Below are 15,199 nucleotides of genomic sequence, written 5' to 3'. Positions count from 1 at the left end.
CGTTCTCATGGTTTTGCTTTGCCTAATTCTACATTATTCGTGAGTAGCTCTTGGTTTAAATGTGAATTTTATGTAATCTTACTTAGAGAACAAGAAAGAATAAAGTGTTTGCAATGATTTTGATAACTTACCATTTTAAAGAAAAGGAGCTGAGTCTATGAAAAGAATTTGTTGGGGTATTATGAGTATTATATTTTTAGTTATCTTTTCAGCTTGTGCTAGCGATACACAGACTACTTCTTCTCCATCTCCTGATGATTTGAAGAATACGGATTGGTCTGATATAGAGCAGAAATCAAATGAAACAACAGTTAGAATTTACATGTGGGGTGGAGATGAAGGAATTAACCGATATATGGATGAATGGGTGGCCCCACGACTTAAAGAACAATATGATCTCAATTTAGAGCGGGTTGCAATGGATACACCAGAGCAATTAAAAAAATTAAGAAATGAGAAAAAAGCAAATCAAACAAAGGGTAATATGGATATTATTTGGATTAATGGAGAGAACTTTAAAAACGCTAAGGAAAATGACCTTTTATTTGGACCATTTTCTAATCAGTTACCAAATGTACAAGAATTCGTAGATAACGAAGCATTAGATGTTACATACGATTTTGGAACAAAAGTTGACGGTTTTGAAGCACCATGGGGAAAGGTGCAATTTGTATTTCAATATGATGAGTCAAAAGTGGAGAATCCTCCAAAAACCTATAGCGAACTAATGAGGTGGGTGAAGGAGAACCCTGGGAAGTTTACATATCCTGATCCGACCGATTTCACAGGAAATGCGTTTTTACGTCAAGTATTTTATGAGTCAGTAGGTGATGTTCAAAAAATTCTTGATAAAGGCTATGATGAACAGTTTGCAAGTGATAATAGTCAAATGATGTGGGATTATTTAAGTGAAATAGAACCATATCTATGGCGTGAAGGTCAAACATATCCGAATGATTTGAATGAATTAGATCGATTGTATAGCGAAGGTGAAGTGTGGATGACAATGGGCTATAACGAAGCTCGTGCTGAAAAGTTCATTGACAACGGAATTTTTCCTGAAACAACAAAATCGTTTATCTTAGAATCAGGATCAATAGGAAATACTCATTTCTTAGCTATTCCTTTTAACAGTCCTAATAAACAAGGAGCAATGGTGGCTATTAATTTCTTGCTTTCTCCAAATGCACAGTTAGCAAAGTTAGATTCAACATATTGGGGAGATAATATAGCGCTTGATCCAGGAGCACTTTCACAAGAGGACAAAGAAAAATTAAGTAAAATTGATCGTGGTGATTCCGTTTTACCAGCAGAAACGTTAAAAAAGTACATGAAACCTGAAATACATGCTGAATATGTGACATGGCTTAAGGAGAACTGGGTGAATGAAGTGGTACAAACGAAATAAGCATTTTTTATTGTTAACACCAGCTTTACTAATCACGATTTCTTTAACAGGTTATGGTTTGGTTATGGCTTTTTTAGAGAGTATCCAATATAAAAATACTCCTAGTTTCCAACTTTATTGGGAGCTTTTAACTGACGCCCAGTTTATTGATTCGTTTTTTTATAGTTTACGAATTACATTAATTTCAACCTTATCATCTATTTTAATTGGGTTAGGTATTGTAAAGGGTAGTTATCCTGTATTAAAGAAATTTGCCCCGAGGCTAGTAGCATGGCTTCCAATGTTGTTTCCTCATTTTGTCTGGGGGTATATGGTGTTTTTAGTAATATCACAATCAGGTTTTCTTTCTTCGGTTTTAAGTACGATTGGTTTCATAAATGAATCTACTAATTTTCCAATCTTAGTTAAAGATTCCTTTGGATTAGGAATCATTTTAACGTATATCGGAAAAGAAGTTCCTTTTGTGATTTTAATGTTACTGCCAGTGTATGAACAGCTTTCATATAATCAAAAAGAGCTTGTTTATACATTGGGGGGTAGCAAGTGGACTGTGTTTCAACATGTTGAATGGCCATATGTGTTTCCAGTAATTATTGAAATCTTTTTTATTCTCTTTTCTTTCATTTTATCTGCTTATGAAGTTCCAGCTTTACTAGGTGTCACTTATCCAAAAATGCTTTCTGTTTTAAGTTACGATTGGTTTTTCGGATCAGATTGGTCCGGGCAGCCTTATGCATTTGCTTCAATGGTCTTAACAACATTTACAATTTTGTTACTCGTGATGATTGTTTTATTTATAACCAAAAAACAAAGAAGGCATTTGAGTCAAACAGAAGGATCGACTATTATCATTTCAAAAATAAGAAAAAGATCAACAATTATTGCTGGATTTTTATGTTTGTTCACGATGATCCCTGTCCTTTTATTACTCGTTACAAGCTTCGTAAAAACATGGAATTATGGTGAGCTTATCCCAAGTGAATTTTCTTTAAGAACTTGGGAGCTACTTTTATCTCAAGAAACTCAAATAGGCCAAGCAATTTTCACGTCAATTGGAATAAGCACATGTGTCATTTTACTAAATATCGTAATTGGGACACCTGCTGCTAAAGCTATGGCATTTTATGAATTTAAAGGCAAAACAACGATAGCATCACTTTTATTAGCACCTATATTAATTCCAACGTTATTAGTAGCAATGGGGCTTCATCTTAGCTTTATCCGATTGGGTCTTGCTAATACTATATTTGGTGTGATCATCGTTCATTTATTGCCTACATTACCTTACACAGTTAAAATTCTTCGAGCAGGTTTTGAGAGAATAGGTAAAAAACAAGAAGAGATTGCGGTTTCGCTTGGAGCTAAAAAGTTTAAAATTTTCTATTCTATTTATCTACCACAGCTACTTCAAAGCTTTAGAAGTGTTGTTTTTTTAGTAACAGTGATTTCATTAGGACAGTATTTATTAACAGCCTTAATTGGTGGAGGCAATGTCACAACCTTGGCAATTCTTTATTTTCCCTTTTTTCACTCAGCTGACGATGCGTTGATCGCTAGCTTTTCACTTTTATTTGTTTTCGTTCCTGGATTCATATGGTTTTTAATGGAACTCCTATTAAAACTAACAACAAAAAGAACTAGGTGGTAATATGGAAGATTCTTATATCATGTTAAAAAATATATCAAAGTCCTTTGAAAATAAACAAATTCTATCAATTTCCGAACTATCTATAAATAAAGGTGAAATACTATCAATAATTGGTCCATCAGGAGTTGGAAAGTCTACTTTATTGCGAACTATTGCAGGACTTAGTGATGACGATTATGGTGAAATTTTGATTGATGGTATATCAATGAAAGGAATACCACCACAAAAGCGACCTGTTGTTTACATGTTTCAAGATTCGCTGCTTTTCCCTCATATGAATTTATTAGACAATATCACGTTTGGGTTAAAGATGTTAGGTATCAAACGAAAAGAACGTGAAAAGTCGGGGAAGTTGATGCTAGAAAAGGTAGGTTTAGTAAATTTAGAAAAGCGGTTCCCACATGAAATTTCAGGAGGACAAAAGCAAAGAGTTGCTTTAGGGCGTTCTTTGATTGTTAAACCAAAAGTTTTATTATTGGATGAACCATTTTCAAACCTTGACTCAGAGCTTCGTAAAGATACGAGAAGGTGGATGAAGCGCTTATTAAAGGAAGAAGAAATGACTGTGTTATTTGTTACTCATGATCTAGAGGAAGCGATGGCGATTGGTGATCGAGTTGCGATATTAGGAGAAAAAACACTTCAACAAGTTGCATCTCCTGAGAACCTCTATCATCATCCTAGCAATCGTTTTGTTTCAAGCTTTTTGCAAAGTGGGTTATGGGAAAATGAAAGATTTATTTCCAGCGAGCAATTAATATTATCTGAAAGAAAGCCTCTAGAACATGAGCCGTTTTGGAAAGCAGAAATAATAGAAAGCTATTTTCAAAATGGAAATGCTCAGCTTGTTGTTTCTGTAAAAGAAACGAAGGAAAAGTTAACGATGGTAGGAAAAGAAAACACACAAGAAGGTAAATTAGTGTATCTATACAAAAAAGACAAGCTAAAAGGTGGGAAGTAAATGAAAAGGAAGAGAAGTATCCTAATAGGACTGATCATCGTTTTGATACCAACTTTTTATTATTTAAATCAACATGTAATCGATTTTAGTCCTGAAATCATTAAGCAATGGATCCTCTCACTAGGAATTCTCGCTCCGATCATTTACATTGCTTTGTATTCGGTACGTCCTTTCATTTTATTTCCTGCATCTGTTTTATCACTTGCAGGTGGCTTGGCGTTTGGACCATTTTACGGAACATTGTTAACAATTATAGGTGCAACACTAGGAGCCTATTTCTCTTTTTTATTTTCACGGAAAGTAGGGGGGAAATGGGTAGAGAAAAAAACTCGTCCACGAATCGAAAAAGTAAAAAGTTTAGTAGAAAAAAATGGCTTTGTTTCTATACTATTAGTTCGATTATTACCGATTTTCCCTTTTGATTTAGTTAGTTATGCAGCTGGGTTGTCAAACGTAAAAACTAGTCACTTTGTATTAGCAACAATACTAGGTATAATTCCTGGAACATTTGCTTATAACTTTCTAGGAGCTAGTGCAACTTCTAACAATTTGTTAAACATTGTAATGGCAATACTGCTGTTTTTACTAGTGATGATTTTTCCAGTTTTATTTAAAAATAAATTTAAGAATTTTTTAGATAAACAAGAAACAAAATGAGGTGAAAATTTTGCTTGACACGCATGGAAGGAAATATGTACAACCAACAATTGAAAAAACAGCAAGAAGTTTACTGAAATTAGGCTTATCTGCCAATCAAGTAACGTGGATTGCATTTCTGATCGGATCAACATCAGGTTTACTTATTTATTTTAATCAACTAGTTTTAGCGGTAGTTGTTTTATGGTTTTCAGGGTTTTTAGATGCAGTTGATGGAACGATGGCTCGACTTACAAAACCATCCGCTTGGGGAACAGTTCTTGATATTACATTTGATCGTGTTGTGGAAATTAGCGTGATTCTTGGGTTAGCATTTGCATTTCCTGCATCACAATGGGCATTATTGCTACTAAGTGTGTCAATTATATTATCGATGACGATTTTTTTGACAGTTGGAGCAGTAACAGAAAAACAAGGAATGAAGTCCTTTTATTATCAAGCAGGACTCGCAGAGCGAACAGAGGGATTTATCTTATTTTCTTTGATGATTATTTTTACTCCATATTTAACGATAGTAACGCTCGTATTCTTTGTAGTTGAACTTTACACCGCATTTCAACGATTAAATGAAGCGAAAAGATTGTTAACAAAATAGAAAGGAGGAGTAAACTTGAAAAAGTATGATGTGATTGTGATTGGTGGTGGATCTGGCGGTTTGACTGTAGCCTCTGGTGCTAGTTCATTAGGAGCGAAAGTAGCGCTGATTGAAAAGGAAAAGCATCTTGGTGGAGATTGTCTACATGTTGGGTGTGTTCCTTCTAAATCGTTTATTAAAGCTGCAAAAGAGATCCACTCAGCAAAAGAAAAAGCAACGAAATTAGGTTTAGAAGTAAGTGGTGAAGGATCATTAAAGAAAATTAACGAGCGTATCAAAAGCTCCATTGATGTGATCCAACATCATGATTCTGATGAACGCTTTATAAACATGGGAATTGATTTGTATAAAGGTTTAGGTGTGTTTACTTCAGATCATACAGTGAAGATCAATGATGATGTAATATATGGAAAGAGAATCGTCATTGCTACAGGTTCAAGAGCTTTTATTCCTCCTATAAAAGGATTGAAAGAAGCTGGTTTTCTGACGAATGAAAACATTTTTAATCAAGAAAAGCTTCCAAAAGATTTACTCGTTATTGGTGCTGGGCCGGTTGGATTAGAGCTTTCTCAAGCAATGGCTCGGTTTGGATCAAATGTAACGGTTGTTGAAAGAAGTAAAACGTTGCTAAGTAAAGAAGATCAATCAATTAGAAATGTTGCAGGAAAACTGCTAGAAAAAGAATTAACTATTTTACTAGATTCAGATGTTGTACATGTTGAAAAACGAAACGATAAAAAGATTGTCTCTGTTGAGAAAAATGGCGTGATGTCTAAGCTAGAAGTGGATGAAATTTTAGTGGCTGTTGGACGAACACCAAACAGTGATACCCTTCGTTTAGAAAATGCAGGTGTTACGAAGAATGAGAAGGGTTACATCACAACAAATGCGAAGTTACAAACGAGTGTGTCACATATCTATGCCGTTGGAGATGTGAATGGGAAATTCGCTTTTACACATGTGGCAGGTGAAGAAGGGAAAACGGTTGTACAAAACGCTGTTCTCGGAATACCGAAAAAAATGAATTATGAACAAATTCCATGGATTATTTATACAGATCCTGAAATTTTTCATATTGGTTTAACTGAGCATGAGATTAAAGAAAAAGGAATAACGTATTCTGAGTATGAAATACCTCTAAATGATGTAGATCGTTTTGTAGCAGATCATCAATCAAACGGAAGCATTAAAATACTGACAAATTCAAAGGGTAAGATCATTGGAGCTCATGCAATTGGTAAAGGTGCAGGCGATTGGATGCAGACGGTAATTTACGCAATCAAGCAAAGGAAAAAAATCGGTGATTTATCTCAAATGATTTATCCATATCCTAATCATGCTGCAGCGATCCAACGAACAGCCGATTTATACTGGCGTGAAAAATTATTTAGTGGCATTTTTCCTAAATTAACAAAGAAATATATTAAATGGTTTAGATGATATGACCCATGAATATAACGTTAATATTTCTAAGGCTTTAAATATATTAAATTAGTAATGAATTTTATTCGCAGAGCATCTTTGTTCTATTAATCAATTAAGCTGAAAGAAACAAGTTCGTTCCATTGCGCTGCAGACACTCGCTTTCCACGGGGAGGAAGCTAAGCGTCCTCGGCATGCCTGCGGGGTCTCAGCCTTTCCTCAATTCTAAGTAGGTGCCCGAGTGTCTTCCGCTCCATTCCACTATTTGTTGGAATTAGTATAAAAAAATCAAAAAATCTATTGATGACAGCAAATAAAAACACAAAATATAAGGCGAATGATTAATTGAAATATCATATTATAATTCGGGTTGATCATTAGTTAAAATACTTATGTCCTAGCCTCATTGTTACTGGTAAAGTTAATTCACTTTAACCAACAAACTTCCCATAGGTAATGATTATTAATCCGATAATTAATGCTACTCCGATGAAGGTTAATAGAAAAAACAGTGGTGAACCTACTACCCCGAAAGCGACTTCATTTTGAAGTGTTTCGATATTTTTTCATTGATTCTCAATATCAGGCTTATAATTTCTTGTTTTTATATAGCCAAATACCACAGTTCCAACTATATAAATTAAATGAATGATGAAGGAAATACCTAATGATTGAATGATAGTCTTCAATTCAGCACACAGCCTCTCATATCCTTTATTTCCATAATAGACCATAAAGGATAATTCGGTAAACAGCACTTTAATAGAGCTCTATACTAATATTGATTGGATTAAGCTAGATAAGTATCCGTCATTTCAAATATAAATGATGATAGTAGATATATTTAATATGTGGTTAAGTACTTTCGTTGCAACATTTACCTTTAACATAGTCTTTCTTTTAAAATAGTATGCATAATCACAAAATCCATTGAAGGCAGCAAATAAAGACCCGAATGAGAAGGAAATTAGTTAATTGAAATATCACCTAATAACTCGGATTTATCATTAGCTTAAATATTTATGTCCCAAACTTATTTTTTAGGTTATAGGATTGGTTGGTTTTGCAATTTCTTGGACTTATGAACATAATTGATACTTCCTTCATATTGGTAAGTTACGACGTTTAAAAATCATTATCGCAGCAAAGTAGGTGACTAGCCCAATACCAATCAATATTAAAGCAGAAGTAAATACATTTGCTTCTCCACTTGAAATGGCGCTAGGTTCATATAAAGAAAATATCGTTATCTTTCTTATCCATTCTAACTCAGAACTTAGCTTACCGATCATGTCTAAGCCATAAAAAAGGAAGGTCAGACCACCGGCTATGCCTAAAGCTAGTTTTTGGTCATTTACAACTGACGAAATCAAGAATGAATATCCCCCAACTGCAAAAAAGAGAAGGAATCCAACAATATTGATTTGGAAAAAAGTTTTAAAAGCAATGGAATACTTATCATCTAGAAGAATTTCACCAGCACCTAATCCTCCTAAAAAAGTGAAGGTCATGATAATCAATAAACCAGTAACTAACACCATGGCTTGTGTTAAAGCAACTTGTGTTCGTGTTACCTTTGTGGAAAGGAGGTAAGCCATTGATCCTCGGTCAACAAGTTTTGCTAAAAGTTGGACAGCAGTCATTACACTAAATATGCCTAAAATGATGGGGAAAAGTAGCCCATAATATTCTACTGAAATAAATTGTCCATAAGATCCTAGTGATTCTAAGCCCAAGCCTTTCTTTAAAGCATCTGGAAATAGCTTAATAAATTCATCAATTTTATCTGTATGTTCAGCGATGATTGGATAAAAAGAAGTCATTAAAATCACATAAATTGCCGAACCAAATCCAAAACTAATAAATGTACTAATATTTGATTTGAGCATTTGTTTGTATAGAGGAATATTCATTTTGAATCCTCCTTACTATCATAATAATTCATAAACACTTGCTCTAAACTTTGATTTCCAACACTCATATTAGTAATTGGATATTGAGAAATTTCGTTGAGAAACTCATTATAATTTCCTTGTATAGCCACACGAACAACATTTCCAACAATCGATTCAATTAGTAGATTAGAAGCTTGTAGTTTTTGAATATCCTCTATGTGTTGAAGTGTCACATCAAATACTTTCCGCTGCATATATTGAAGTTCATGAATATCTTTAATGGTCACTATCTTTCCATTTTTTATAATGGCTGCTGAATCACATGTTTTCTCAATTTCAGAAAAACTGTGAGAAGACATTAAAAATGTTTTACCTTTTGCTTTTTCCTCTAATACAAGATCTACAAATGTTTTTTGCATTAGGGGATCTAATCCTGAAGTAGGTTCATCTAAAATGTAAACTTCGGGATTGTGCATAAATGTCCCAACAATTCCTACCTTTTGTTTCATCCCTTTTGACATTTTGCGTATAGGTGTTTTGGGATTAAATTGTAGACGATCGATTAATTCATCTCTCTTTTTAAAGTCTGAAACACCCTGCATACCTATCATCATATTGATAAAATCTAACCCATTCATTCCATCTAAAAAAGCAATTTCGCCTGGGAGATAACCAATCATGCTTCGAGCTTTTCCTTGTTCTTTCCAAGCATCAACCCCATTAATTTTTGCGTAACCTTCTTGCGGTTTCATGTATCCCATTAAATGTCTGATCGTTGTTGATTTTCCAGCACCATTAGGACCTAAAAAACCAAATACTTCACCTTGTTTAACGTGAAACGATACATCAAAAATACCTTTTCCATTTGAAAACGTTTGTGTAAGATTATGAACCTTTATCATTTTTTCACCTCAACAAAAAAAGTTATGAAATAAATTAAAGTTTTTATTACATATATTTTAATTTTATTTTTTCATGAAGTCAATGATATAATGAAATATATTAATTGTTATATTTCATAAATACTAAAGTTTAAAGGTGATTGTTAATGAATGGATTTGAAAAAAGAGCAGAGAAAATAAAAGGAAAGATTAAGCATACAACGTTGGAATTATTAAGTAATATGGAACCAAGAAACATTCGGATCACAGATATAGCCAACTCTGCGAAAGTATCTCAGGTGACCATTTATAATTATTTTGGAAGCAAGGATGATTTAATTAATGAAGCGCTTAAATCTTATTATGTTGATACATTAACAGAATATGAACAATACATTTCAAATTCTGAACATACATTTCAAGAGACTATACGTTATATTATGTTTCAAAAAAAAGAAACAGTTCACAAGTTTTCTGCAAATAAATTAAATGAAATCATGCTTCAAAATCCAGAAATGAAGAAATTTGTAGAAGAAATCTACTCATCTCGAGTTCTACCACTTGTTGTGAAAATGATTGATAATGCAAAACAAAGAAACGAAATTAAAAGAGATATTCCTGCGTCATTGATTCTGTTTTATATCAATATTTTTAGTGATAAAACAGAGGAGCTTCTGAAAATGAGTAACTCATATCAAAGTGAGGAAAAATATATTGAGGATTTACTTAACTTATTTTTCTATGGACTTGCGGGAAAAGTAGAGGATGGAGATAGATAAAAGAGAAAGCTGTTCATCTGAAGTATGAACAGCTTTTCATGTGCAAAACCTTTGTAATGCGAATGTTGTCAAACTCGCTTTCTTTGTTACTCACCTTGCTAGAGTGATCATTACCTAACAGGATAACTCCGCTTTCGCTCCTCACAAGGCTTCGTGTCTTGAAAGTCAAGCGTTTTGATCAGTCTGAAGGGCTTAAAAGTATACTCTGACTAAAAACAAACTTGTTATTAAAATGTGTTATCAGTCTTTTATTTTTCGTGCTGGTTTATAAACTTTTTATCTATAAAATGCTTCAATCTCCATGGTAGCTTTCCATGCAGGATGATATCTCCATAGGTAAGCAAGGCTTGTTTATTTCCTGTTGACAATATGGAAAGATACTTTCTTTGAGGTTTAAAGGTTGATAAAATCTCTGCACTTAGATAGTTTTTTATATTTTCCCATAAAATTGGTCCTTGTCTTACAGCATAGACACCATTTTTCGGTAATGTAGGATTACTTTCTAAGGTGATGCAATCACCTGCACCAAAGATAAAGGGATATTTTCGATGGTTAAGATCGTCCGTTACTTGTAAAAATCCATTATCCGTTGGTGATAGATGTTGAAAAAGTTTGTGACCGGTAGGACCAGTTAAAGAGAGAATTTGTGTATAAGGAATTTCTCTTCCGTTTTTCGTCACAATGGTTGTAGCTCGTACATTCTCTACACGTTCATTTTCATGAATTTTAAGGCCTTTTTGCAATGCGATGTTTTTTATCTTTTTAGATGCTTTATCTCCATATGTGGAAAGTAATGGTGAAGAACTAACCAACGTCACATCACCTTTCATAGTATGAGCTTTTCGCCATGCTAAAGTAGAAAGAGCAAGTTCGACTCCAGCCGCACCTCCACCAATGATCGTTGGTGCTTCTGAAGAACGAAACATAGAAATTTCTTCAGTAAATAGGTAATTAGGTTTGATTCTATTTCCATTAAATGCTTTTCCATTGGATCCAATATCAAATGAAATAATATCAAATGTGTAAGTTGTAGCGGATTCTCCGATCACGGTTCTTTTAATAGGATCAATTGTAACAATAGTGTCTTCGATAAACTCGATGGAAGCACGTTGACATAGCTGCTGTATATTAATCCGTATTTCTTCCTCGTGATATACTCCTTCTGTAAATCCTGAAAACATACCAGAATAATATTGATATGTAGATGCGGAAATGAGAGTAATTTTGTGAGAAACCTTTTCGCTAAGTAGTGATCGAAGAATTGTAAGGTGTGCATGACCACCACCAACTAGTAATATATGACTCAAAATGATCACTCCAATTTTTCTTTATAGTTATTTTAATACATACCCTTATGAATGTTAAATAATCGAGTAGAGTACTATAAAGACCACTTTTAAAAATGAAAAAAATCCTAGGAGAAAGGTATTGAAATTAAAAGAAAATTCCTATTATTATATTGACAACTTTCGACACTACAATTATCATTGAAAATGATTATCAATGAGGTGTAGGGGGAAGAAAAATTGTTTAATAGATTACATAGACAAAAAACGATTATGTTATTAACATTGATTTTTATTTTATCAGCAGTATTAATTGGGTGTACTAGTGCTACTAGCAATGATGTTAAATCTTCTGAAGATAAAGAAGATCGCAATATGCTTACATTTGCTTGGCCTAGAGATGTAGGGGAAATGAATCCCCATGTTTATAACCCATCGCAATTATTTGCTCAGTCAATGGTGTATGAACCATTAGTTAGCTACCAAGAAGGTGGAGAGCTAAAACCTCATTTAGCAGAGACTTGGGAGATTTCAAATGATGGAAGAGAATACACATTTCATTTACGCGAAAATGTGAAGTTTTCTGATGGAACTAGCTTTAATGCAGAAATTGTAAAAAGAAACTTTGATACAATTTTAAATAAGATTGATATGCATGGTTGGTTAGGTTTTCTTTCAAAAATAGAAAAAACAGAAGCAGTTGATGAATTGACATTCAAAATGACATTAACTGAGCCATATTACCCAACAATTCAGGAGTTGGCAGTTGTACGACCAGTTCGTTTCTTAGGTGAAGCAGGTTTTCCTGAAGATGGTGATACGTCAAAAGGTGTTGAGGAGCCAGTTGGTACAGGTCCTTGGGTTTTAGATGAGTATAAAGTAGACGAATATGCTATTTTCAAACGTAATGAAAACTATTGGGGTGAAAAGCCAGAAGAGGAAAGCATTAAAGTGAAAGTTATTCCTGATTCTGAAACAAGAGTTCTTGCATTTGAAAAAGGTGAGATTGATCTTATTTATGGTGAAGGTACAATTAGCTTAGATGCTTTTAAACAGTTAGATTCAACTGATAAATATGAAACAAGTATTTCAGAGCCAGTTGCAACAAGACAGCTTGTCATTAATTCAAAGAAAAAGCAGCTTTCTGATGAAAAAGTACGTCAAGCATTACATTACGCTTTTAATAAAGAAGCACTAGTTGAAGGTGTTACATCTGGTTACGAAGAAAAAGCAGACTATATTTTACCTACAAATCTTCCGTACACGAAGAACATCGATGCAACTTTGATAAATTATGATGTTGAAAAAGCGAAATCATTGTTAGACGAAGCAGGCTGGAAGCTTTCTGAAGGTCAAGCAGTCCGTGAAAAAGATGGACAATTATTGGAAGTTGAGTTAATGTATGATTCAGCAGAAATGATTCAAAAAACAATGGCAGAAGCTCTTCAATCAGAGTGGGCAGCGATAGGTGTTAAATTAAATATTGTTGGGGTTGAACTAGCAGAGCAAGTTCAACGATTTAAAGAAAATAAATTTGATATTAATTTCTTTAGTAACTACGGAGCTCCTTATGATCCGCACACATTTTTAAATATTGTTGCATCAGAAGGATTTGGATTTAATGAAGCAATTTCAGCGTATCCAAATAAGGAAGACATTTTGAAACAAATTTCTAAGGTCACTCAAACAACAGATGAGGATGAGAGACAACAGCTTTATTCGTCTATTTTGACATCGATACAAGACCAGGGAGCAATTATTCCTATTTCGTATATTAAGAAAGTAGCGATTCATCAAAAAGATGTGGAGAACTTTACTTTTCCTGCTAATCGTGATGAACACCCATTTACAGGAATTAGCATTAAGTAGTAAGTTAGCAGGAGGTTTTTTATGGGTACCTTTATTTTGAAAAGAATAGTTTCAATTATTCCAGTTTTTCTTTTAGCAACATTGCTTACAACTGGGATGATACACCTTTCACCGGTCGACCCTGCTGAGGCGTATTTAACGGCTGCCCATATTCAACCGACGGATGAGAATTTAGCACAAAAGCGTCAGGAGTTTGGTTTAGATGAACCATTTATTATACAATATCTAAATTCTATCAAAAGGATATGCCAATTTGATTTTGGCATATCTTATGTTTCGAATAAGCCTGTTTGGGATGAGGTTATCTCCCGGGTACCTGCTACGATTCAACTAGCTTTAGGTAGTTTGTTTATAGCAGTATTTGTTAGTATCCCTCTAGGTTTTCTTGCTGGGGTTAAGAAAAATACCGCAATCGATCACTTTAGTCGAGTTCTTGCCTTTTTAGGGGCATCTATACCGTCGTTTTGGTTAGGTTACCTCCTGATTTTGTTCTTTTCTGTCAAACTTGATCTTTTTCCAGTTGAAGGAATAGGAACTTGGCAGCATCTTGTCCTGCCATCTGTAACACTCGCTTTCCCGTTAATTGCGATTTATACAAGATTGTTACGTGCTAGTGTTCTTGAAAATTTAGAAGAGCCATATGTTCTTTATGCTCGCACACGAGGAATTAATGAGAAAACTATTATGGCAAAACATGTATTAAGAATTGCGATCTCGCCAATGATTACTGGACTGGGTATGAACCTTGGGAAATTGCTAACTGGAACGATCATCGTTGAAGCCGTTTTTTCATGGCCAGGGTTTGGACGTTATTTTATAGATGCTATTTTCAACCGTGATATACCTGTTATCCAATGCTATGTTTTACTTGGTGCAAGTTTATTTATTATTAGTAACTTACTTGTTGATTTGATTCAAATGTATATAGATCCACGGATTTCTAGGAAAGAAGGATACAAGCAATGATAAGAAATATACGTCAGATATTTATAAATCAAAAAATTATTCCCATCTGTACGATTATTTTAAGTATGCTTTTTATCATTGCTTTAATTGCACCATGGATTGCCCCAAATGACCCAATTGCTGTTAATTTAGCATTGAAATTACAGCCTCCTTCTTGGGATTATCCACTAGGTACTGATCATCTTGGCAGGTGTACATTGTCACGTATTTTATATGGAGCACGCATTTCATTAGGGTTTGCGATGCTTATTTTTATTTCATCAATTGTTATCGGATTAATTGTCGGTACGTTTTCAGGTTATAAAGGTGGTTTAATTGATCATTTGCTGATGAGATTTTGTGATGGAGTGATGGCCTTTCCTAGTCTAATTCTTATCTTAGGACTTGTAGGAATCTTTGGGCCTGGTCTTAAGCAAGTTATAGTAGCGATCATGCTAGTGCAATGGGTATATTATGCAAGAATGTTTAGGGGAATGGTTCTTAGTCTGAAAGAGCAAAACTTTATCGCAGCTGCAAAGATAAGTGGATCTTCAGGATGGAAGATTATTAGAAAACATATTGTTCCAAATGTACTACCACCGCTGGCTGTTATGGGTACATTAGAAATGGGATGGGCGATCATGGATATATCTGCCATGTCATTTCTAGGACTTGGTGTACAGGCACCAACACCTGAATGGGGGGCAATGATTCACGAAGGAAAAACATATATACGGACAAATCCTGAATTAATGATTTATCCAGGTTTGATCATTATGATTGTCATTGTTACATTCAATTTATTAGGTGAAGCATTATTAGAACGTTACGGTGTGAAACGAAGATTTTAAAA

The 15,199-nt window shown here is 34.1% G+C and carries 13 protein-coding genes; 10 read left to right on the top strand and 3 right to left on the bottom strand.

What is annotated here, in order from left to right; all coding sequences use genetic code 11:
* Window positions 1–157 precede the first annotated feature (157 nt).
* The 6 genes from LC076_RS03915 to LC076_RS03890 are packed head-to-tail and all read left to right on the top strand — an operon-like array spanning window position 158 to window position 6,709.
* Window positions 158–1,408 (top strand): ABC transporter substrate-binding protein, encoded by a 1,251-nt coding sequence (locus LC076_RS03915; protein WP_226666347.1) that lies wholly within the window; start codon window positions 158–160, stop codon window positions 1,406–1,408.
* Window positions 1,386–3,056, top strand: a complete 1,671-nt coding sequence (locus tag LC076_RS03910; protein ID WP_226666346.1) for an ABC transporter permease — start codon at window positions 1,386–1,388, stop codon at window positions 3,054–3,056. Before LC076_RS03915 ends, LC076_RS03910 begins: the two co-directional genes overlap by 23 nt.
* Window position 3,057: 1 nt before the next feature.
* Entirely contained in the window at window positions 3,058–4,017 is a 960-nt protein-coding gene (locus tag LC076_RS03905) for an ABC transporter ATP-binding protein (RefSeq protein WP_226666345.1), read from the top strand.
* Window positions 4,018–4,674, top strand: a complete 657-nt coding sequence (locus LC076_RS03900) for a TVP38/TMEM64 family protein (RefSeq protein ID WP_226666344.1) — start codon at window positions 4,018–4,020, stop codon at window positions 4,672–4,674. It begins immediately after the preceding gene.
* A gap of 10 nt (window positions 4,675–4,684) precedes the next feature.
* A complete protein-coding gene (locus LC076_RS03895) occupies window positions 4,685–5,269 on the top strand; it encodes a CDP-alcohol phosphatidyltransferase family protein (protein ID WP_226666342.1) in 585 nt (194 codons plus the stop codon).
* Between the two features lie 15 nt (window positions 5,270–5,284).
* A complete protein-coding gene (locus LC076_RS03890) occupies window positions 5,285–6,709 on the top strand; it encodes a dihydrolipoyl dehydrogenase family protein (protein ID WP_226666341.1) in 1,425 nt (474 codons plus the stop codon).
* A gap of 1,085 nt (window positions 6,710–7,794) precedes the next feature.
* On the opposite strand, the gene LC076_RS03885 is transcribed toward LC076_RS03890, so the two are convergent.
* Window positions 7,795–8,604: an ABC transporter permease subunit gene (locus LC076_RS03885; protein WP_226666340.1), complete on the bottom strand. Its 810-nt coding sequence runs from the start codon at window positions 8,602–8,604 to the stop codon at window positions 7,795–7,797.
* A complete protein-coding gene (locus LC076_RS03880; protein ID WP_226666339.1) occupies window positions 8,601–9,488 on the bottom strand; it encodes an ABC transporter ATP-binding protein in 888 nt (295 codons plus the stop codon). Before LC076_RS03880 ends, LC076_RS03885 begins: the two co-directional genes overlap by 4 nt.
* A gap of 146 nt (window positions 9,489–9,634) precedes the next feature.
* Here LC076_RS03880 and LC076_RS03875 point away from each other — a divergent pair, with 146 nt between their 5' ends.
* The gene (locus LC076_RS03875; RefSeq protein ID WP_226666338.1) at window positions 9,635–10,246 is read left to right on the top strand and encodes a TetR/AcrR family transcriptional regulator; all 612 of its coding nucleotides are present in this window, start codon (window positions 9,635–9,637) and stop codon (window positions 10,244–10,246) included.
* Window positions 10,247–10,494: 248 nt separating this feature from the next.
* Here the strand turns inward: LC076_RS03875 and LC076_RS03870 are convergent, their stop codons facing one another.
* Window positions 10,495–11,553, bottom strand: a complete 1,059-nt coding sequence (locus LC076_RS03870; protein WP_264191411.1) for an FAD-dependent oxidoreductase — start codon at window positions 11,551–11,553, stop codon at window positions 10,495–10,497.
* Between the two features lie 252 nt (window positions 11,554–11,805).
* Between LC076_RS03870 and nikA the strand changes: the two genes are divergently transcribed.
* From nikA to nikC, 3 genes are read left to right on the top strand one after another with little or no spacing between them, the layout of a single operon-like run.
* On the top strand, window positions 11,806–13,401 hold the full coding sequence (gene nikA / locus LC076_RS03865; RefSeq protein WP_226666982.1) for a nickel ABC transporter substrate-binding protein: 1,596 nt from the start codon (window positions 11,806–11,808) through the stop codon (window positions 13,399–13,401).
* A gap of 21 nt (window positions 13,402–13,422) precedes the next feature.
* On the top strand, window positions 13,423–14,367 hold the full coding sequence (nikB, locus tag LC076_RS03860; RefSeq protein ID WP_226666336.1) for a nickel ABC transporter permease subunit NikB: 945 nt from the start codon (window positions 13,423–13,425) through the stop codon (window positions 14,365–14,367).
* Window positions 14,364–15,197: a nickel ABC transporter permease subunit NikC gene (nikC, locus tag LC076_RS03855; protein WP_226666335.1), complete on the top strand. Its 834-nt coding sequence runs from the start codon at window positions 14,364–14,366 to the stop codon at window positions 15,195–15,197. The genes nikB and nikC overlap by 4 nt, the downstream gene beginning before the upstream one ends.
* Window positions 15,198–15,199 lie beyond the last annotated feature (2 nt).

It is taken from the genome of Metabacillus litoralis (assembly GCF_020524045.1).
Taxonomy (GTDB): domain Bacteria; phylum Bacillota; class Bacilli; order Bacillales; family Bacillaceae; genus Metabacillus; species Metabacillus litoralis_C.
Note: the sequence above shows the minus strand (reverse complement) of the source record. Positions and strands in the feature narration are given on the sequence as shown.